We start from the raw sequence: 20,189 nt of genomic DNA, 5'->3' as shown, positions 1-20,189 counted from the left end.
CAACTGATAAAAATGCTCTCGGTGGCGGGTTTAAGCGACGCTCGATCAAGACCTTATCTGACGCTTACGTCACCATCGTTAATTCTGGAATCACTCAATGATGACTTTTCACAAGTTATTCACATTGAGTTTTTGCACTGTTCGTTTAAACGCCTAGTTCTTAAGCGGGGTCAAATTGTCAAGAAGTATTAACTATTTATCTGGTCAGTGTTCTGCAATTGCTCTAATATCTGGCTAAGTCGTTACCACGGCCACCCTTACCATGAGCAGCATAGCCGATCGCAAACAGCACCTAAACGTGCGTGACACCCAGATGGAGATGAGCCCCAGCGGATCCGTAGGGTCCAGCCCGCTCACTGAAGATTTTACCGGAAAACTCCAGGAAGCACAAACGCAGCTGGAGCAACTGCAGCAGCAGCAAGCCGAAGTGGAACGCCAGCGTCAAGAGCTGCAGGAGCTCAACGACAGCAAGGAGGAGTTCATCCACGGTCAGGTGGAGATCTCCGAGAAACTGAGCACGGCCGTCACCGCGATGGATCGCGAAATCTTTGCCGCCCGTCAGGAAATCGAAGAACTCGAGCAGGCGCGCATTTGCTTCGCTGATCACCTCGAGAAAATCAACCAGCTCAACCCCGATGGCTGGAACAACGATAGCCTGCGTCAGGATCTGACCCGCGCCATCTCCGTGCTCGACCTCGCTGAAGACGAATTCGAACAAGCCTGCGATCACTTCTCCGGTGGACGCAGCGCCTCAATTTTCGGTGGTGGATCCAGCAAGTCCAAGCGCTCTAGCAGCAACGTGGCAGCGGACAGCGAGTTCCTCACCATGTTCAAGAACGGACTGGCATTCAACCTTCCAGTGGTGCTTCTCGGCACACTCGCACTGCTGGTCTTCCTGCTAAAATAACCGCCTTTCGAGTCGAGCAGCATGGACTCCCGTCAATCATCCCCACCGCCAGGGCCCGATGTGGACTCATTGAGTGCCCGTGAGATTGAGCTGCGCAAACAAATCGAGCAGCTCCAGGACTTCGTAGAACATGGCCCCGAACGCGAACGCGAGGCCGAAGAGGAACGCCTGCGCACCCTGCCGCCCCCTACGGAAATCCAAGACCGTCTCCGCGAAAAGAAATTCATGGATCAACTCAGCCGCGGCGAGCTGAAAAATGAAATGCGCAACCAGACCAAAAGCGGTCTGCTCCTGTTGCTGCTGATTCTTTCCACCCTAGCCATTGGTTGGTGGATTTACCAAACCGTCCAGTAGGTAAAAAAGCTGACAACGAGGGCTGCATCAAGGCTTGAAACTTGTCGGCGAACGCTTCAGCTTCTCTCGCATGAGCAGCGAGAATATGGACGTCCGATACGTCGCCGACCTGGCACGGATCGATCTCACCGACGAGGAGTGCGAAACCTTCCAAGGCCAACTGGATGCCATCCTTGGCTACATTGAACAACTCAAGGACGCCGATGTCGATGGCATCGATCCCACCGCGCACGCCTCCCAGGTGTTCGATCGCCTGCGCGAAGATGTTTCTCAGCAGAACCTCGGCCAAGCCGACCTCTTAGCCAACGCCCCCGACAGCGGCAAAGGCCAAATCCGCGTGCCTAAAGTGGTCGATGCCTAACTGCCCAGCGGCACAAGCTACCCAATCCGATACTCAACCAGCTCCCGAGGAGCGTCAGCAACTAGCGCGGGGTGAAACCCCGGGATCAACGCCCTAACACAACCAAGCCCCGGAGGGGCGACAGCAGCGCTCCCATTCCATTTTCAATTTCCCATCCACCATGTCTCTTTCCACCCAAAGCATTTCCTCACTCCGCAGCCAACTGGTCAGCGGCGATATCCAGCCCAGCGATATTCTCGACTCCCTGGCGAGCTCCATTGAGGAGAAAAATGGCAGCGTTGGCGCCTACCTGTCCCACGATCTGGACACCGCGAAAAAGGAAGCCAACCAAGCCGATCTCAGCCTGCCTCTCGGCGGCATTCCGATCGCGATCAAGGACAACATCAACGTCAAAGGCCAACCCTGCAGCTGTGGTTCCAAGTTTCTCGATGGCGCCTACAACGCGCCCTACGACGCCACCGTCATCGCACGCCTGCGCGAAGCCGGTGCTGTGCCATTCGGCCGCGCGAACATGGACGAGTTCGCCATGGGCTCGACCACGGAGAACTCCGCCTTGGGAAAAACCAGCAACCCACACGATGTCACCCGCACGCCCGGCGGCTCATCCGGAGGCTCCGCTGCGGCCGTGGCCTCACACACCGCGATCGCCGCTCTGGGATCCGATACCGGCGGCTCGATCCGCCAGCCAGCCAGCCACTGCGGCGTGGTCGGCCTGAAGCCCTCATACGGTCGGGTATCCCGCTACGGCCTGGTTGCCTTCGCCTCATCGCTCGATCAGATCGGACCACTCACCCACACTGTGGAAGACGCCGCCCTGATGCTCAATGCCATCTCCGGCTACGACGCCGCCGATTCGACATCGTCAGACCACGACGTTCCGGATTTCACCCAGGGGCTCGACCAAGGAGTCGCTGGCATGAAGCTCGGCCTGCCGAAAGAGTATTTCGGTGAAGGCATCGACCCCGAAGTTCGCAAAACCGTCGACGCCTCCATCGCCAAGCTCGAAGCCCAAGGCGCCGAGCTGGTGGAAATTTCCCTGCCTAACACCGAGTATGCAGTGGCCACCTACTACATCATCGCGCCTGCCGAAGCGTCATCCAATTTATCCCGCTTCGATGGCGTGCGCTACGGCAACCGCGTGGAGCAACCGGAAGATGTGTTAGACCTCTACCGTCGTAGTCGCGAGCAAGGATTCGGCCCCGAGGTCAAGCGCCGCATCATCCTCGGCACCTACGTGCTATCCTCCGGTTACTATGACGCTTATTACAACCGAGCCCAGAAAGTTCGCACCTTGATCCGTCAGGACTTTGAAAATGCCTACCAGAAAGTAGATGCTATTCTCTCCCCCGTGGCCCCCAGCGCCGCACCATTGTTAGGAGCCGACAAGGACAATCCCCTCCAACAATACCTCGCCGACATCTACACGATCTCTGCCAACCTCGCCGGCATCTGCGGCATCTCTGTCCCCGCCGGCACCGTCACCTCCGAGAACAACACCCAGCTCCCAGTAGGCCTACAAATCCTAGGCCCCCACATGGGTGAGCAAAAACTCCTGCAGATCGCACGAGCTGCGGAGTAAGGAGCATGGACATTCCTGTCCATGGGCTGCAGTGGGAACCACGAGATACTCTCCTCCACCAAATAGATGAAGATAACATAATCGTGTGACGAAGGGCGTGAGCTGTTACTTGGGTTGACTATTCCCGTTGCAGTCCATGGACAGGAATGTCCATGCTCCGTTCAGTTCAGCCCCGCTCGCTACTTGACCGATTTCGCTCTCTCACTTTCCCATAACGTAAAAGTCCCCTCACGGAGACCTCGTGGGTTTCTGCGAATGTACCTCACGGCATTCACAAAATGCTCTGAATTTCGGATCAAGGTATCGCGATAATTCGGCTGCCAGATGCTTCCTTTTCCAATCTTTCTGGCAGATACACCTTTCCAGGTTTTCATGATCTGCGGCAATGGTTTGAGCGGAGTAAAGAGGAGGTGCACGTGGTTTGGCATAATCACCCAAGACTGATGAGTCACCGCCTTTCCTTCGCCTAACATCAGGACATCGCGAAGGGTCTCTCGGTTTTCCAAACTCTGGAAAAGACAACTCCCCATGCCTTCATCCAACCATTGCTCGATTCTCTTTGTGAAACGCTGGTGGTAGACCGCCTTGATGGAGTCATCCCAAGGCTCGGGGTGAACTTCTTTGAAACGTGCGAGGTTTTCCCTCCACTCGGTGATTTTCCCTCCGGCATAGAGTCGGCTAGGCGGAAGGTGACAAACTGCATCACCTCCCCTTGCTGCCAATGAGGAAGGCGCGCCCCGTGGGTGAGAATTTCCTCCTCGCCGTCTAGAAATTCACCCATTGGGGGAGAATGGGACCTTAGTCACTAGATGGCAAGCTGTAAGCGAATGGAGCATGGACATTCTTGTCCATGGTCTGCAGTGGGAGCTACGGAAGACCTAGCCAACACCATTGAGAGTGATGTTGGCAATGAGCTTGGGATAAGAGGAATTGGCTGCGACTGGGGTTGATTACTCCCGTTGCAGCCCATGGACAGAAATGCTCTCGCCCACTCGCGCTATGCTAGAGTGCAGCCCTCCTCCTCCGTCGGGCTGGAATAAGATCGAGCGTTGTCCATGCTCCTTATTAGTGCCTGAAGTGGCGGTGGCCGGTGAAGACCATGGCGATGCCGGCGGCGTCGGCGGCGTCGATGACTTCCTGGTCACGGATGGAGCCTCCGGGCTGGATGCAGGCGGTGGCGCCGGCTTCGATGGCGGCGTTGAGGCCGTCGGCGAAGGGGAGCATGGCGTCGGAGGCCATGATGCTGCCTTTGAGGGACAGGCCGGCTTCGTTGGCTTTCCAGACAGCGATGCGTGAGGAATCCACCCGGCTCATCTGGCCTGCGCCGATACCGAGGGTGCGGTCTGCGCCGGAGTAGACGATGGCGTTAGACTTGACGTGCTTGACCACTCTCCAACCGAAGCGCATGGCACGGATTTCTTCTTCGGAGGGTGGACGCTTAGTGACGACTTTTTCCTCGATGTTATCGAGTCCGAGCGTGGTGTGATCGCGGCCCATGACCATCAAGCCGCCGGGAGCAGAGCGGATGACCGGGTCCTTGCGAACGCCTTCCCAAGCCTCAGTGTTGAGTTTGATGAGACGCAGGTTTTTCTTTTTCTGCAGGATCGCACGGGCTTCTGGCTCGAAGTCAGGGGCGATGATGACATCGGTGAAGATCGAGGAAATGATCCGTGCCAGACCTTCGGTGAGCGAACGGTTCACTACGATGACGCCGCCAAACGGGGCCTGGGTGTCGGTTTCATAAGCCAGCTGCCAGGCCTTGCGAAGGTCGTCGTCGTCCTGGCCCACACCGCATGGGTTGGTGTGCTTGAGGATGCCGACGGTTGGGCGCACGAAGTCGGTGATCAGATCGGAGGCCGCTTCGATGTCGAGAATGTTGGTGTAGCTGAGTTCTTTGCCCTGGAGTTGGGTGAAGACGTCGCTGAAGTTGCCGTAAAGGGTGGTTGGCTGGTGCGGGTTATCGCCGTAGCGGAGTTCGCAATCGAGCGGCAGGCTGATGGTGAACTGGGAACGGGTGCCCTCGCCGGCTTGGGAAAGGTAGTTGGTGATGGCGGTATCGTAGGTGGCGGTGCGCAGGAAAACTTTGACCGCCAGCTCCTCGCGAAGTTTGAAAGAGGTGTCGCCTTCGTGTTCTTTCATCTCGGCGAGCACACGATCGTAGTCGGTGGGATCGGTGACTACGGTGACGCTTTTGTAGTTTTTCGCCGCACTGCGCAGCATCGACGGGCCGCCGATGTCGATGTTTTCGATGGCTTCCTCAAGCGTCACGCCTTCCTTGGCGATGGTTTCGACGAAGGGGTAGAGATTGACCACCACGAGATCGATCGGTGGGATCGCATTTTCGTCGGCTTGTTTGAGATGGTCCTTGTCCTCGCGCTTGTAAAGCAGGCCGCCGTGCACTTTCGGGTGCAGGGTTTTGACCCGTCCTTCGAAGAGCTCTGGAGCGCCGGTGTATTCGGAAACGTCGATCACGGGCAGGCCGGCATCGCGGAGAGCGGCGGCGGTGCCACCGGTAGAGAGGAGCTCGACACCTTGGTCGTGCAGACCCTGGGCAAAATCGACAAGACCGGATTTATCGGAAACGGAGAGGAGTGCGCGTGAGATAGCCATAATAAAAGTGCCTGTGAGTGGACGCCCATCGCTTAACGGCTCAAGCTACTCGGAGCAAGCGGAATGTGAAGCATCCTTGTCGGGAGTCTCCTCCTCATCCTTGAGCCATTTCCACATCAAACCATCCACCGGCCCCAGCAACCAAGCCAGGATCAGCAGAACTCCTCCGCTGACAACCACGGCGGAGGCCATGTCGGTATTGAACCAAACATGCAAATAAAGTCCGCCCACGGCCGAGAGCAGCGCGTGGATGGAAGCCAGCAGCAGCATGATCTTGAGCCGATGCGTGCAGAGATAAGCGGCCGCCCCCGGGAGAATGAGCAAAGCGATGACAAGAATGGCTCCTACGGCCTGAAAAGCCGCCACCACGATGAAGGACACGGCAAACATCGTGCAATAATGGATCACGGCAGGCTTATACCCGTAAGAGGCGGCCAAACCTTGATCGAAGGCGCTCAGCAGCAGAACCCGGTAAAACAACATCATCAGGAAAATCGTCAGCAGCGCGACTCCAGCCATGATTAAGATCGGCTGAGGCACCATCAGGCCGAAGATTTCGCGATGTTGTTCTTCGAGTAAAAGCCCCAGCCGCCCGTGCAGCACGCAATCAAGATCGAGGTCGACGTTTTTCCCCAGCATCGTCTCCATCAACACCACGCCGAGGGCAAACAAGGCGGTGAAGGAAATACCTGTGGCGGCATCCTGTTTCACCCGGGTTTTCTTGTGGATCAGCTCGATGAATACAGTCGATGCCAGCCCAGCGAGCCCAGCGCCAATGATCAACCAGGGCGAGGCCAGATCACCGGTGAACACAAAGGCAATCACCACGCCGGGGAAGACGCTGTGACTGATCGCATCCCCCGTCAGTGACATCCGCCGCAGGATGAGAAAGGACCCCATCTGCGAGCAGGGCAGCGCCACCAGAAATGCCATCAGCATCAGCCAGAAGGCGCCGAAGCCGAGGTTTTCCCATGGGATGGTGAGGTAGTTCATGTTTAGGAAACGGGAGTGAGTAACTGCGGCTGGGGGATTGGTTTGCCGTGGGGATCGAGTTCGGGAAAATCGAGATCTTTCTCGAGCTGCTTGACGGTGTTGGCACCGAGGATGTGTTCGATTTTCTCAGCATCCTCGTGCACGTGGTCATCGGCGTAGTTGGCCTCGTTGGTCAGGTAGAGTTCCCAGAGTCGGTGGTTCCGCACCATTTCCATGGCACGCTTCCAGCCGGCTGCAGTGAGGTGCACCGAGTGACCGTCGCCCGACATCTCGATGAAGCCGTATTTGAGCAACGATGCACATTCCTTGCGGGCATGGTCCTCGGTGTTTCGGCGCTTGCGCGCGATCTCGATCAGGCTCACGTCCTCGTGGGTGAAGCCGCCGCTTTCCTGGATCTGATAGATTGCTTTCAGGGTGTTCTCACGACGCACCCGACGGCGACGTTTCACCGTGCGAAGTAACTTCGCCAGCACGCCATGCTTCGGAGCCACAAAGTAGACCGCTGCAAAGACGACCGTGGCGGCCAACGTGATCACCGGGCCGGTGGGCATGCCATTGACATTGGCCGAAATCACCCCGCCGATGATGCCCGAAAGCACACCGAAAGCCATGGAAAGCAGGAGCATCTTGCCAAACTTATCGGTCAGCAAATAGGCCGCCGCTGCCGGCGTGATCAACATTGCCGAGACCAGCACCACGCCGACCGCCTGCAGCGCGACCACCACGGAGAAGGTCAGCAGGAAGTAGAAAATGCCATTCAAAATCCGCACCGGATAACCCAGCGCTTGGGAAAACCCTTCATCGAAGCTCATGACCAGGAGCGGACGTTTGAGCACAAAGACGACCACGCAGAGCAGTACGGTGGCGACCATCATCATCTTCAAGTCCGCCGCATTGATCGAGCCGATATTGCCGAAGAGGAAATTCATCACCCCGGCGGTGCCAGCTTGGTTTCTCGACTGCCACATGATGCCAAAGGCAAAGAACGACGCCAGCACAATGCCCAGCGCGGTGTCTGACTTCAGCCGAGTGGTGCTCATCAAGGCCCGCACAATCCCCGCCCCTAACAATCCAGCGAGAGCGGCGCAGAGGAAAATCATCCCCGGGTGCCGATCCGGGCTGTAAATCAGTCCGGCCACCACGCCGGGGAGAACGGCGTGGCTAATCGCGTCGCCCATCAGGGCAACGCGACGCAGCACCACGAAGCTGCCTAACAGGCCAGCTCCGGCACCCAACAACACCGCTGCTAGAATTGCCTTTCCTGCACCAGTGGCAGGAATCAGCAAGTCGAACACGGCTAGAAAATTCATGGTCGTCGCAATTACAATTTCGCAGCCCGGTCGGCCATTTCACTGAGGATGGTCAGTCGACCCCCGTAGGTTTTCTGCAACAGCTCAGGGGTGAACACCTCGCTGACATCACCGAAGGCGACCAAGCGCATGTTGAGCAATAGCAGCTTATCGAAATACTCACTCGCCGACTGCAAATCGTGGTGCACCACCAGCACGGTTTTCCCCCGCTCGCGCATCTCTTGCAGCAGCTCGATGATGGCTTTTTCCGTGGCGGCATCGACCCCCGCAAAGGGCTCGTCCATCAGGTAGAGGTCGCTGTCCTGGGCCAGGGCACGGGCGAGAAAGACCCGCTGCTGCTGGCCGCCGCTGAGGTTGCCGATTTGTCGATTCGCGTAGGGCAGCATCCCTACTTTTTCCAACGCCTCATGCGCTCTGAGCTTCTCCGCCTTTCCGGGGCGACGAAATAGTCCGAGTTTGCCGTAGGTGCCCATCAGCGCGACGTCCATGACGGTCACAGGGAAGTCCCAATCGACACTTTCACGCTGCGGCACGTAGCCGACCCGATGGAGGTTATGCTTCAACGGTTCCCCGAAGACTTCCACCCAACCACCGGAAGAAGGAACCACCCCCATGATCGATTTAATAAGGGTGGATTTCCCTGCCCCGTTCGGCCCGATGATGCCGACCAAGTTCCCCTTGGGCACCGCGACATCGATGCCATACAACACAGGCCGCTTGTGGTAAGTCACGGTCAGATCGTGCGTTTCGAGAGCGATAGATGGATCACTGGTCATGGGTTCTTCGTCATGGGTAAAAAAACTTCACACTACCTCAGCATCTTCATGCGGAGTGGCTGAGATTCAGCGCTATATAAGCTCAAGGAGTCGGCGAGGTCAAACCCGCGCGCAGAGTCCGTGTTTCATTGGTCGTGGCTTTGCGGAGCTGTCGTTATTTCAGTCCGTCGACAATGCTGTTCACGTTGTGTTTGATCATACCGATGTAGGTTCCTTTGTCGTAGCTCTCGCCATGCAGCTCAACGACGTCGCCCGGTTCGCCCATGGCATCGGAGAACAGCTCGTGGGGACTCACTGCCACTCCGGCCTCGTCGGCGACCGCTTTGATCCCTTTGGCATTGACGCTGGATTCCGGGAAGATGGTTTTCAGCTGACGTTCCTTGATGAAAGCAACTAGATCGGCCCGGTCCTTCAGCCCCGCTTCGGAGCTGGTGGAAACTCCCTGCAGGCCGCGCACTTCGAAGCCGTAGGCTTGGCCGAAGTAGAAAAAGGCATCGTGACTGGTGACTAACACCCGCTGGGACTCCGGAACTTCTGCCATGCGATCTTTCGCCCAGCGATGAAGTTCAAGGATCTCGGCGCGGTAGCGCTCGGCATTTTCACGGTAGCTATCGGCACCCTCCGGGTCGGCCTCGGCGAGCTGCTTCACCACCACATCCAGACAGTTCACCCACAGCTCCGGGCTGCCCCAGACATGGGGGTCGTGGTAGCCGGAAAACTCTTCCTGCGGCTTCAGCAGTTGGTCCTCGGGGATGCCATCGGTCACTGCGAAAGTGTCTTTTTTCTCAGCCGCCCGCTGCTCCAGGGCGTCCTGCATCTTGCCCTCGAGGTGGAGACCGCTGTAGAACACCAAATCCGCTTTCAGCAAGGCCGCCGAAGCCGAAGAGGTGACTTGAAAACTATGCGGGTCCACTTTGGGCCCCATGATGCCATGCACCGCAATCCGGTCGCCGCCGATCTCCCGGACCATGTCGGCAACCATGGTGGAGGTGGCCACCACATTCAGCGCAGCACCCGGTTTGAAATCCGCGCCGGCCTGGCTCTGTTCTTGATTCAAGAGAAGCACCAAGCCGCCCACAAAGGCGCCCAGCACCAACACAATGACGATGATCTTTTTTGCCATGGCCACGAGATAGCAGGGCACAAGTCTAGCGTCAACTACTATTTTTAGCCTAGGCTAATATTTATACCTTCGACGTATTGATGTGACTTAGGTTTCCGCCCGGCGAACCAGCGCGATGGCCTTGGCGGCAAAACGTTCTCCGAGCAGTTTGTATCCTTCCACCGAGTAGTGCAGATCGTTGCTGATCTTCTCTCCCTTGCGATTGATCCCGTCGTTGAGGTCATCGGTGTTCACCCAGTCGCCGCGCGGATGCTCCTCGGCGATTTTTTGCAGAATGGCGCGCATTTTCGACCAGTCTTTGTAGGAGCGGTTGTCGTTGTCAAAGTCACTGAGTCGACCAATCACCACGTTCAGGTCTTTGCGACCGAGGTCGGTTTCCAGTTGTTGCAGCAGAGATTTAAATCCGGCTTCGTAGAGGCTGGACCACTGGAGCCGGGCATCGCGCTCGCCTTGCATCCAGATGAAGGTGACGCTGGCCAGCTTTTGTCCTTCAGTGGCCTTCTTGACCTTCGCCATCAGACGATCGTAGAGATCGCCAGACTCCTCAGGCTTCACCCCCCTCGGGAGCCTTCCAAGATTTCGACCAGCGGTGCAGAGGTTTGCCGCTTTGCGCATCGTGGACCACGATCACCTTGTCGCTACCAAACTCCTTCTCAACCGCAGGCGTGAAGGCCACCTTCGGTTTAAGCCAGACCATGTTCGACTGGCCGGAGAGAATAAAAAGATGCTTTCCGGCCACCTCCGCCGAGAGCTCCACGCTCAGCATCAGCGAGATGATGCCAAGCGACAGGAGGCTTTTCATCGGACTTATTCGCTGAGGGTGGGTTCTCCTGTGAGATAGCCCAAGGAGCTCAGAAAGCGGTCGGTCTCGATCATGGTTTCACGGTATTTTTCCTTGCTCTTCTGAAGGTTGAAAAATCCGTGGGTCTGCCCCGGGTAGAGATGCAAATCGTTACGCACACCGGCCTTTTTCATCAGCGCCTGGTATTTTTTGGCAGTCTTCACAGGAACCAGATGATCTTTTTCGCCGAGGAAAACGATCGTCGGTGGGGTCTTGGCATCGATGTTGTGCATCGGGGAGATTTGCTTCCAATAGGCTTTCACCCGATTGTGGCCGTAGCCGCCGGGGCCGTTGTCGTACACGGGGTTGAACAGCACCAGAGCCTTGGGCACGCAGCTCACGGAAGTGTCTTCGCCAGGCTGGTCCATCCCCTTGGCCATCGCCGCAGCGGCCGCGACATGCCCTCCTGCGGACCCTCCGCCAGCGAGGATCTTCTCGGGGTCAACCCCCAACTTTCCAGCATTCGAGCGCACCCAACGCAGCGCCGACTTGCCATCCATGACGCACTCCTTGGGAGTGGTCTTATGCTTCGAGCTCACGCGATACTCCGCACTGATGGCCACGATGCCACGCGAGGCGAGGTATTCGCAGTGGGGGTAAAACTGCTGAGGCTTCCCGCCCTTCCAACCGCCGCCAAAGAAAAACACGATCGCCGGTTCTTGATCGGTCGCCTTGTGATCCTTGGGGTTGAAAATGTGCAATTTCAGGGAGATGTCATCAACCTCTTTGTAAACTGTAATCTCATCAGGTTTGGCACTAAGATGAAAGCTGGAAAAAACCAAGAAAGAACTTAAGATCATCGAAATTTTAAATGCATGTCTCATGCCTGAATTCATCACCGTAGCTATGTAAACACAACGATAATTTCAAAATAATGCGTTCTATAATTTCAGGAATCCCCCTGTCCTGTTGTGACAAAAAGCAATAGTGAATGATCATCGACAATGAGCATTACTATGCTTTCGCAATTCTCGCGAATTGATACCAGAGACAACGAGTGCGGTAAGTAATGCTCTAATTAAAATAGGCTCTGAAGTTGCTCAGGAATGCATTTTACAGAATTCCAGTTACAGCATTAGGCCAATAACCATGGAGAGGCATATTCACACCTGCCCCTATGAATCATCGTAGTTAGATCACGTCATGCCCTAACCAACTCTTTGTCACCTTCAGAAGGCATGGTCTAACTATCTATATGTTTATTTTCTAGATATTAGTTCTGCGCATCTTTGTCGCCCCCTCTACTTTTAAACCGTTACATCAATAAGGGAGTATATAAATGGAGACACTCTCCAAGAGGGTTCAACCATCCCTGTAAAGAGGGAGCTGATCATTCTAAAAAAAATTGTCATATTCCCGAGTGTCAGTCATTCTCAATGTAGTTACATTATAGGACATCATAACCATGTAATCCCATGAGAACATTTAGATACTCTAATTCGACACCATCCCATGATTTCAGAACGAAATCAAGATTTGGCTTAAATGTTAAGACAGCATCTGGTTTTGCTTTGATCGCCACCATCTCAGTGATGATCTTACTGGTAATGGTTGCTCTCTCAGTGCTAAGCCTGAGCGCAATTGAACTACGCTCCAGCCAAAGTGGTCAAGCGACCGAAGAGGCCCGCAGCAATGCTCGAATGGCATTAATGATTGCCATTGGTGAACTCCAAAAACAGGTGGGGCCGGATCAGCGGGTTACTGCAAATGCAGGTATTTTTGATGACCCAAGCACTGCAGACAATGAGGTGAGTAATCCACATTGGACAGGCGTGTGGGATTCGTGGATCGCAGGTGATCCAACATCAGCTCCGGTCGGGGATGCTTATCCATCCACAGCAAGCCATCACCAAACTATTGGAAGTCCAACAGACGCCTCAATGCATCCATCATACAGTGAGAAAAATCAACATTTTCGGAAATGGCTACTATCCCTTACTACTGATGAGTCTGAAAGTATATCGTCTCCAAATAGTATTAAACTTGCAGACAGCAGCAACCCGCAGAAATACTACAAACCAAATGGCGAAACAGATGCTATATGGCTAGTCGCCCAAGGTTCCTTAGGCGAGTTGGAAAGTGCATCAAAATATGTTAGTGCCCGGTTAATTCCCCGAAGGGATAAAGACACCTCAAGAGTACTAGGACGTTACGGTTGGTGGGTAGGCGATGAAAGCCAGAAAGCTCGCATTTTGGATGACTCCTATGCTACCGAAACAGCTCTCACTGAGGCCGAGAAAATTTTCCGAACCCAGGTTCCCGCCTCAACTGGAACGAACACTGTTGAAGGGCTTGAAGATATTAATGACGACAAACAGCTCAAGATGGCCTTTTCTCATGCCACGTTGAATTTAGTTGACAATACTGTAGGTCAACCTGCACAAAACAACTTTCATGATATCTCTGTTTATTCTTACGGTGTGTTAGCCGATGTTCGAGAAGGCGGACTCAAACGAGACCTGTCAACCTTACTAGAGCGTCCAATTGACCCACTGGAAAGCAGTGATGATTTCATGCTCTATAAGTTCGGTAATGATAACGAAAATAGAGTCCCCATCCAGGACCTCAGTGCCTACTACCAACTCTACCAAGATGACTCAACGGGAGTTACAGGACGTCGTGGTGGCGTCGCCTATAACTCACCGGAGCTCTCTGGCGCGCTTCAAATCCGGGTTCCTGACTATGGAAACCCTAACGACACAGACAAATACCTACGTGAGTATACTGGGCTCTACCGAAACCCTGTCCCAATCAAGACGCAATTCGTACTAGCAACAGGTGCCAGTTTAATCACAGAGGAAGAACGAACAACCATCAACACGACTGCAGAGAATGCAGGAAAGCCAAGTCAGAAATTAAGAGCTGATGACATCTACAAACTGTCTCTTGGAGTTATGCCTGTCATAACACTATGGAATCCTAACAACTTACCACTCGTTATGGGAACCGAAGCTTCCCAAATCATGAAAATGAGCTTCCCTCCCTTTGTAGTAAGATGGAAAAAATACAGACCTGGTGGAAACACCTACATCAGTAACTATCTAAATTTGAATTACGCCATAGGTTTTGAATCCACTGGTGATGGACGGGCAAGATCACTGGAGCCATATATCATCAAGCTCCAGTTTGCCAAAAACGACCCGATAGTTTTCCAACCTGGTGAGGTCAAAATGTTCTCTATCCCCCTAAACGATAATATCATGCTGAAAAATGACGGCACCGTTCTCATTGGCAACAAAAACCTCTATCAAGCGGAGAACGGATGGGACCCCTACGGATTTTATACCGCCTCTAACTCAGCAGTGCCGGACGCCCCCGACGTCGTCAAATTCAAAGACGTAGCAAACACTTATGTAGGTCATCGTTTAGTGTTTGGCGAAAACGATAAAATTGCCATTGCTGCCTATCCGGAGTCAGGGAACTCAATGTCACGAGCCGTCTCTCGTGCCAATGAGATTATCGGCAGCGGTTTCCAATTCTGGCTGAGTGATGCCGACTATGTAGTCAATGGGTTCGGACATTACCGTAACTACCAATTTATCAGTAAATTTGGCGGAAACGGTAAGCAGAGCAACCTCATGTTAGAGGAAAATGGCGAACTCATGTTGTCAGGATTTCCTAATGGAGAAGTCATCCCTTTCGACTCAGAAACCGATGCCATCCCCGGAACAGACATCGTGGCCGCCACCACAAACGGAGAAGTGCGTGGCATGATGCTGTTTTCCATGATGGCTGGCTGTGAGGCATCTTTCTACGATGCAGGTATCGGCGGCGTAGGGGCGGCAAGACGCACCACGACGCGCCCCTTTCTACACGGCAGCACTCTCTCCGCACCACAAATTGCCGAGGACTCTCCCTCAGCACTCTACGATTATGGTTGGGAGTGGCAATTAGACCGTATCAACGATGTTGAGCTAGCCATCCAGGACAATGGTTCTGGTGGCGGTTACTTCGGTGGAGGCTATACCTCAGAAGCTGGCAGCACACACGTGGTCCAACAATACCTTCCTGTCCTCCCTCCGATGTCAATCGCTTCTCTCAGCAGCACGCATCTGGGAGGTTACAGTCTAGCGAACAACACAGTGCTTTTGAACCCGACAGCCTGGGGGAAACCTTACGCCGCCTCGGGCAACACCGACCACGCCTTTTCAGGTGCCCCCCTCATTGGCGACTTCCAACAAGTTACTGCCACGGGCCAAGGCGGCTTAGCACCGCACGTCCAACAAGCCATCGGTAATTCCTACGCGCACCCTAACATCCCAGCCGACAAGGCCTTCACCACTCGCACGCGCCAACTCAATGCCGACATCAGTGCCAATGAGCAAGTCATCCCCTACGCAGACCACTCTTATCTAGCCAACAAAGCATTATGGGATGATTACTTTTTCTCATCGATCACACCACAGTTTAAAAACGTCGAGCTATATGGCAGAGGAACAGACCTAAGCGCGCAAGAAGTTGCTCATAACTTCTTCTTTGAAAATACTCCTCTACCAAACCGTCGGCTTCGTCCTTATAATTTCAATCTTACTGAAGACGAGCTAGCCAGCCTATCGTCTGATGCAGAGTTGGCTCTTTTCAGTGATGGTTTTGCCGACAAGATTGCGAACTACCTGTTAGTCGCTGGTCCATTCAACATCAATTCTACCTCTGTTGAAGCATGGAAAGTTCTGTTCTCCAGCCTACGGAACAAACCCATCGTTCACCTCGATACCAATGCCGATTCTCCGACAGTCACGACATCTGATGAAACTCCAGTCACTCCAGGAATGCTTCCTAATGGCGCACCAATTCCTTCTAATAGCCTTAGCAGCGACCACAATGCTCCACTTGAGCAGTGGTCTAGTTCACGCAGCCTCTCAGATGAGGAAATTGAGCAACTTGCCAAAGCCATGGTTAGACAAGTGAAACTTCGTGGACCTTTCCTCTCTCTCTCAGAGTTTATCAATCGTCGCCTAGATGCGAGCAGCCCGGAGCTTGCAGTCAAAGGAGCTCTTCAAGCTGCCATTGATGAAGACGGCAGCAGTAACGAAACGCCAGAGGTAACTATCAATAAAGCCTTCCGCACAGATTCCCGGACACTTGATGGAGAATTCATTAAAGAAATCAACGGATCCACCGTGAACCTTGAAACCGAGGTCGAATTTGCTAATGCTTTAAAAGGACCTGCCGCCTACGGGAGCACTCCATACGTCGACCAAGCGGATATTTTACGCCATCTTGGCTCAATTCTAACACCACGAGGTGATACTTTTGTCATACGAGCTTACGGTGACAGCCTGGACGTCAACGGTAACGTGCTAGCTCGCGCGTGGTGCGAGGCCGTCCTACAGCGTACTCCAGATTACATCGACTCCAGTGACAATAATCATCTCAAACATCAACTATTAACATCTCCTACTAATCAACAATTTGGACGAAAGTTCAGAATCATTCAATTTCGTTGGCTTGATTCTAACGAAGTATAATCCTGATTGCTATTTGCAACAAAACTAAACTCTCTGACACCATGATACCAACACGTATAGCCTATCTTTTTACACTTGCTATAACTGCTAGCATATTTCCCGTGCAAACAGCTTTCTGCGATGATGTAATCCAACTACAGTTTGTTTCTTTTCCTAAATTACGTGACGCCAAACCTGTTGAGTTAGTAATCGGTCAAGGTAAAACTATGCCTGTCGAATTACCAACGAATAGTATTTCTAAAGTCTACAAAGTTCCTCGATCTAATAAATGGATTCTGGGAAAAAATATCGTAAATACTGAAGGTAAAAAAACATTTGATGTTTATGGCCAATCTTCCGCGATTAGCTCAACCAAACAACTGATCATCGTCATTCGGAAAGGCCAAAGCAATGACGACGGCCTAGAACTAATCACCATAGACAACAATACGGACAATTTTGGAGGTGGTAAATATTTTCTAATGAACGCGACTAGTGTCGACATTGCTGGAAGCATCGGCACTGGTAAATTTGCACTCAGACCTAACAGTCATTTCATACTCGCTCCTAAGCCCACCAAAACTAAAGACGATCGTCATTACTGCTATGCTAAAATTTACTTCCGGAGAAATGAGGAAGTTCAACCATTTTTCACCTCCACCTGGCGATTCAATGAACGGGCACGTAGTATGGTTTTCTTCTATCACGATCCACGCACGAGCCGTCTAAGACTCCACACCATCAGAGACTATGTGCAGTAATCAAACTCACAGAGGTTATGAGACCATGAGCAGCAGCAGCTCGGGTAGTTAACAGTACATTACAGCTCGCCCAACGCTCTGCAGAGACCACTATTTAAGATCACGCCTGCCGTGCTTCAAGGTTTAAGTCCTTACGCTCAGGGTCATCTTACCATTCTCCCTCTTTTATATTAGTTAGATAAAATTATGTCATCTCGCCTATTACCCCTCTTTTTCGCAGTCCCTATTCTAACCTCAGCAGCCGAACCCAATGCTGTTACAACGCGAGGCCTCATCGACTTCAAACGCCCTGCAGATGCTATCCAACTGGTCGGGAAATCCGGTCACAGGCTCATACCCGAATCAAAAGCAAAATGCCAATGGGTTTTCAGGGATGGAGTTCTCACAGCTTCTCCAAAATGGGACAGCATGATAACTCAAGAGTCTTATCAGGATTTTCGTATGCACGTAGAGTTTAATGTCAATAACGTACAAGGAGTCTCTGCCGAAGCCAACGGAAATTCAGGCATCTATATTCAACAACGTTACGAACTTCAAATTCTCAACTCCCACGGGATTGCTCCCGAAGATTACAAACCCAGTTACGCTGGCAGCATTTATCGCCAGAAGAAACCGGATCATTTAGCGAGCAAACCCGCCGGTGAGTGGCAAAGCTATGACATTGTATTTCGCGCAGCACGCTTCAAAGGTAACAAGAAAACTGAGAACGCCCGGATCACGGTGATACATAACGGAAAACTCATTCATGACGATTATGCACTTTTAAACAAAACAGGTGCAGGCAGAAAAGAAGGACCTGAAGCACGACCTATCAAACTACAAGGTCATCACAACCCTGTCCGATTCCGTAATGTCTGGATCCAACGCCTCAAACTCAACCCTGTAGAAAAAGCACCCTCAACAGAGAAAAAGAAAGGATATACCTATGTGGTTCCTTTTGATCAAGCTCCGCCAGCACCAGCACTTAGCCCGCAAGAAGCTCTCTCAAGTTTCCGCTTACATAAAGACTTTAAAATAAGCACGGTCGTACACGAACCCCAGGTCCAAAATCCTTTAGCTGTTCGATTCGATGGAAACGGGCGTATGTGGGTCGTGGAAATGCGTGCCTATATGCCCGATAGCAATGGGACGGGTGAAGATGAACCCATTGGTAGAATCTCCATTCACGAGGATACTAACGATGACGGGTTTTATGACAAAACCAGTGTTTTCCTCGACAATTTAAATCAGCCTAGAGCGATTGCTCTCTATAAAAACGGTATCATCTATGGTGGGCACGAGAAGCTCTACTTTGTTGAAAACGTTAACGACAAGGCCGGCAAGATGACAGTCATTGATGAAGATTACACGCAAGATGGTAACGTAGAACATCGCGCCAACGGTCTCTTTCGAGCCCTCGACAACTGGATTTACAGCGCAAAATCCGATACCCGCTACAGAGAAGTCAACGGAAAGTGGATCAAACAAAAAACCTTTTTCCGAGGCCAGTGGGGTATGAATCAGGACAACTATGGGCGCCTCTATTACAATGGGAACTGGTTCGGTATTAAGGCAGATCAATTGCTACCGAACACCCTAAGTCGTAACCCTAATTTCCTTCTTGAACATGGAAACGCCACCTATCTTTCTTTCCGCGATAAACTTTACCCAGCCCGCATTACTCTGGGAGCAAACCGTGGGGGGGAAGGTGACCTGGACGCAAACGGACATTTAAAAGCCGCCACTGGCGCGGCAGGAGCAATGGCTTACCGAGGTGATCAGTTCCCACCAAAATATCGGAACACAGCGCTTTTCTGTGAGCCTGTCGCTAACCTTGTACGCATGGTTCATGTCAACCGAGAAGACGGCTTGCTGTCAGGCGAACATCTTTTCGGCGAACAGGAATTCCTAGCTTCCACCGATGAGCGCTTTCGTCCGGTAAACCTTTTCAATGCGCCCGACGGAACCCTCTACATCACAGACATGTATCACGGCATCATCCAGCACAAACACTATCTCACCAAATATTTACGTGAATACATCCAGCACCAGGGACTCGAAAGCCACCCTCGTCTCGGCAGAATTTATCGTATCGAATACCGCCACACCTCCAGAGGCCCGATGCCCAAATTATTGGCAAAAAAAGCCTCTGATCACGTTCCACATCTCAATCATTCTAACGGCTGGTGGCGTGATACAGCCCAACAGTTGATTATCGACACCGGGGATCTCTCAGTCGTTCCTGCACTAAACTCGCTAGCATGTGATTCAAGCAAACCCCTTGGCCAAATTCATGCACTGTGGACACTTGAAGGTCTAGGAGCTATCAACAGTGCTGCCATTGAAGGTGCTTTAAAATCAGATGACCCTTATGTATTAGAATCAGCAGTCCGTCTCAGCACATTACTTCCCGCAACTGAATTAAAAAATCTACTCCCTACATTCACGCAGTTGGCTAGGAGCTCCAGCTTAGTTGTAAAAAGACAACTTGCCGCTAGCTTGGGACGAATCCCCTCACCACAGGCACTCACGCTACTCAAGAAGGTGCTCATAGAAAATATCAATACTCCCTACTTTCGAGAAGCTACGCTTAGTGGACTTGCTGGGAGAGAGCAAGAGTTCATCGCTCTACTAGGCGATGATTTCGATGACACTCGGTTCAACAAATACCTCAAGCATACTCTTACGCCAAAAACTACAGCAGCGAAATTCAAAACACCTTCTAACAAAAAACACCGAGAAACCTATCTTCGAGGTGAAAAGTTTTACGTCGCCAATTGCATGGCCTGCCATGGAGCCGATGGGAAGGGACTCACACAACTTGGTCCGCCCTTGGTAAAATCAGAATGGGTAACTGGTTCGCCGGAAAGGCTAGCAGCGATCTTACTACATGGTATGACAGGCCCCATCACTGTTAATGGGAAACAATACGCCCCTGCCGCTGCAATGCCAGGGTTGAAGGACGCACCTGATATCACCGATGTTGACCTCGCTGACGTAGCTACTTTTATACGCTACGCGTGGAATAATCGTAAAAACGAGGTCAGCCCTAAAGTCGTTTCTAAAGTGCGTAAAGTTTTACAAAACCGTGAGACAGCCTTCACCTCAGAAGAGCTACTCAAGGTTTACCCCTGAATCAAAATCACAC

General features: G+C 52.6%; 15 protein-coding genes. 7 read left to right on the top strand and 8 right to left on the bottom strand.

Annotated elements, in window-relative coordinates:
- Positions 1 to 262 precede the first annotated feature (262 nt).
- From JO972_RS08890 to gatA, 4 genes are all read left to right on the top strand, one after another.
- Complete coding sequence (locus tag JO972_RS08890; RefSeq protein WP_309489683.1) at positions 263 to 907, top strand: hypothetical protein; 645 nt, start codon at positions 263 to 265, stop codon at positions 905 to 907.
- A gap of 21 nt (positions 908 to 928) precedes the next feature.
- Positions 929 to 1,261, top strand: a complete 333-nt coding sequence (locus tag JO972_RS08885) for a hypothetical protein (protein WP_309489682.1) — start codon at positions 929 to 931, stop codon at positions 1,259 to 1,261.
- 70 nt (positions 1,262 to 1,331) lie between these two features.
- Positions 1,332 to 1,622, top strand: coding sequence for an Asp-tRNA(Asn)/Glu-tRNA(Gln) amidotransferase subunit GatC (gene gatC, locus JO972_RS08880; protein WP_309489681.1), 291 nt, complete (start codon positions 1,332 to 1,334; stop codon positions 1,620 to 1,622).
- Positions 1,623 to 1,782: 160 nt separating this feature from the next.
- Positions 1,783 to 3,201: an Asp-tRNA(Asn)/Glu-tRNA(Gln) amidotransferase subunit GatA gene (gatA, locus tag JO972_RS08875; RefSeq protein ID WP_309489680.1), complete on the top strand. Its 1,419-nt coding sequence runs from the start codon at positions 1,783 to 1,785 to the stop codon at positions 3,199 to 3,201.
- 1,065 nt (positions 3,202 to 4,266) lie between these two features.
- Here gatA and purH read toward each other — a convergent pair.
- The 8 genes from purH to JO972_RS08835 form a co-directional block, all read right to left on the bottom strand.
- Positions 4,267 to 5,811: a bifunctional phosphoribosylaminoimidazolecarboxamide formyltransferase/IMP cyclohydrolase gene (gene purH, locus JO972_RS08870; RefSeq protein ID WP_309489679.1), complete on the bottom strand. Its 1,545-nt coding sequence runs from the start codon at positions 5,809 to 5,811 to the stop codon at positions 4,267 to 4,269.
- Positions 5,812 to 5,856: 45 nt separating this feature from the next.
- Positions 5,857 to 6,804, bottom strand: a complete 948-nt coding sequence (locus JO972_RS08865) for a metal ABC transporter permease (RefSeq protein WP_309489678.1) — start codon at positions 6,802 to 6,804, stop codon at positions 5,857 to 5,859.
- Between the two features lie 2 nt (positions 6,805 to 6,806).
- On the bottom strand, positions 6,807 to 8,114 hold the full coding sequence (locus JO972_RS08860) for a metal ABC transporter permease (protein WP_309489677.1): 1,308 nt from the start codon (positions 8,112 to 8,114) through the stop codon (positions 6,807 to 6,809).
- Positions 8,115 to 8,125: 11 nt separating this feature from the next.
- On the bottom strand, positions 8,126 to 8,890 hold the full coding sequence (locus tag JO972_RS08855; protein WP_309489676.1) for a metal ABC transporter ATP-binding protein: 765 nt from the start codon (positions 8,888 to 8,890) through the stop codon (positions 8,126 to 8,128).
- Positions 8,891 to 9,044: 154 nt separating this feature from the next.
- Positions 9,045 to 10,013, bottom strand: coding sequence for a metal ABC transporter solute-binding protein, Zn/Mn family (locus JO972_RS08850; protein ID WP_309489675.1), 969 nt, complete (start codon positions 10,011 to 10,013; stop codon positions 9,045 to 9,047).
- Positions 10,014 to 10,100: 87 nt separating this feature from the next.
- On the bottom strand, positions 10,101 to 10,568 hold the full coding sequence (locus JO972_RS08845) for a sialate O-acetylesterase (RefSeq protein ID WP_309489674.1): 468 nt from the start codon (positions 10,566 to 10,568) through the stop codon (positions 10,101 to 10,103).
- Positions 10,558 to 10,815, bottom strand: coding sequence for a hypothetical protein (locus tag JO972_RS08840; protein ID WP_309489673.1), 258 nt, complete (start codon positions 10,813 to 10,815; stop codon positions 10,558 to 10,560). Before JO972_RS08840 ends, JO972_RS08845 begins: the two co-directional genes overlap by 11 nt.
- Before the next feature lie 5 nt (positions 10,816 to 10,820).
- A complete protein-coding gene (locus JO972_RS08835) occupies positions 10,821 to 11,654 on the bottom strand; it encodes an alpha/beta hydrolase (protein ID WP_309489672.1) in 834 nt (277 codons plus the stop codon).
- A 615-nt stretch (positions 11,655 to 12,269) separates the two neighbouring features.
- Here JO972_RS08835 and JO972_RS08830 point away from each other — a divergent pair.
- The 3 genes from JO972_RS08830 (at position 12,270) to JO972_RS08820 (ending at position 20,176) form a co-directional block, all read left to right on the top strand.
- Positions 12,270 to 16,322 carry a S24/S26 family peptidase gene (locus JO972_RS08830; RefSeq protein WP_309489671.1) on the top strand — a complete coding sequence of 1,351 codons (4,053 nt, stop codon included), beginning with the start codon at positions 12,270 to 12,272 and terminating at the stop codon, positions 16,320 to 16,322.
- A 41-nt stretch (positions 16,323 to 16,363) separates the two neighbouring features.
- A complete protein-coding gene (locus JO972_RS08825) occupies positions 16,364 to 17,062 on the top strand; it encodes a hypothetical protein (protein ID WP_309489670.1) in 699 nt (232 codons plus the stop codon).
- A gap of 186 nt (positions 17,063 to 17,248) precedes the next feature.
- Complete coding sequence (locus JO972_RS08820; RefSeq protein WP_309489669.1) at positions 17,249 to 20,176, top strand: DUF7133 domain-containing protein; 2,928 nt, start codon at positions 17,249 to 17,251, stop codon at positions 20,174 to 20,176.
- Positions 20,177 to 20,189 lie beyond the last annotated feature (13 nt).

It is taken from the genome of Oceaniferula flava, assembly GCF_016811075.1.
In the GTDB taxonomy this organism is placed as follows: domain Bacteria; phylum Verrucomicrobiota; class Verrucomicrobiia; order Verrucomicrobiales; family Akkermansiaceae; genus Oceaniferula; species Oceaniferula flava.
The sequence above is the reverse complement of the archived record's forward strand: the minus strand, read 5'-3'. Positions and strand labels throughout refer to the sequence as shown.

What these genes read in the sequence shown, in the direction of transcription:
- JO972_RS08890 (WP_309489683.1), top strand. Translation starts at nt 263, where the DNA reads ATGAGCAGCATAGCCGATCGCAAACAGCACCTAAACGTGCGTGACACC.
- JO972_RS08885 (WP_309489682.1), top strand. Translation starts at nt 929, where the DNA reads ATGGACTCCCGTCAATCATCCCCACCGCCAGGGCCCGATGTGGACTCA.
- gatC (WP_309489681.1), top strand. Translation starts at nt 1,332, where the DNA reads ATGAGCAGCGAGAATATGGACGTCCGATACGTCGCCGACCTGGCACGG.
- gatA (WP_309489680.1), top strand. Translation starts at nt 1,783, where the DNA reads ATGTCTCTTTCCACCCAAAGCATTTCCTCACTCCGCAGCCAACTGGTC.
- purH (WP_309489679.1), bottom strand. Translation starts at nt 5,811, where the DNA reads ATGGCTATCTCACGCGCACTCCTCTCCGTTTCCGATAAATCCGGTCTT.
- JO972_RS08865 (WP_309489678.1), bottom strand. Translation starts at nt 6,804, where the DNA reads ATGAACTACCTCACCATCCCATGGGAAAACCTCGGCTTCGGCGCCTTC.
- JO972_RS08860 (WP_309489677.1), bottom strand. Translation starts at nt 8,114, where the DNA reads ATGAATTTTCTAGCCGTGTTCGACTTGCTGATTCCTGCCACTGGTGCA.
- JO972_RS08855 (WP_309489676.1), bottom strand. Translation starts at nt 8,890, where the DNA reads ATGACCAGTGATCCATCTATCGCTCTCGAAACGCACGATCTGACCGTG.
- JO972_RS08850 (WP_309489675.1), bottom strand. Translation starts at nt 10,013, where the DNA reads ATGGCAAAAAAGATCATCGTCATTGTGTTGGTGCTGGGCGCCTTTGTG.
- JO972_RS08840 (WP_309489673.1), bottom strand. Translation starts at nt 10,815, where the DNA reads ATGAAAAGCCTCCTGTCGCTTGGCATCATCTCGCTGATGCTGAGCGTG.
- JO972_RS08835 (WP_309489672.1), bottom strand. Translation starts at nt 11,654, where the DNA reads ATGATCTTAAGTTCTTTCTTGGTTTTTTCCAGCTTTCATCTTAGTGCC.
- JO972_RS08830 (WP_309489671.1), top strand. Translation starts at nt 12,270, where the DNA reads ATGAGAACATTTAGATACTCTAATTCGACACCATCCCATGATTTCAGA.
- JO972_RS08825 (WP_309489670.1), top strand. Translation starts at nt 16,364, where the DNA reads ATGATACCAACACGTATAGCCTATCTTTTTACACTTGCTATAACTGCT.
- JO972_RS08820 (WP_309489669.1), top strand. Translation starts at nt 17,249, where the DNA reads ATGTCATCTCGCCTATTACCCCTCTTTTTCGCAGTCCCTATTCTAACC.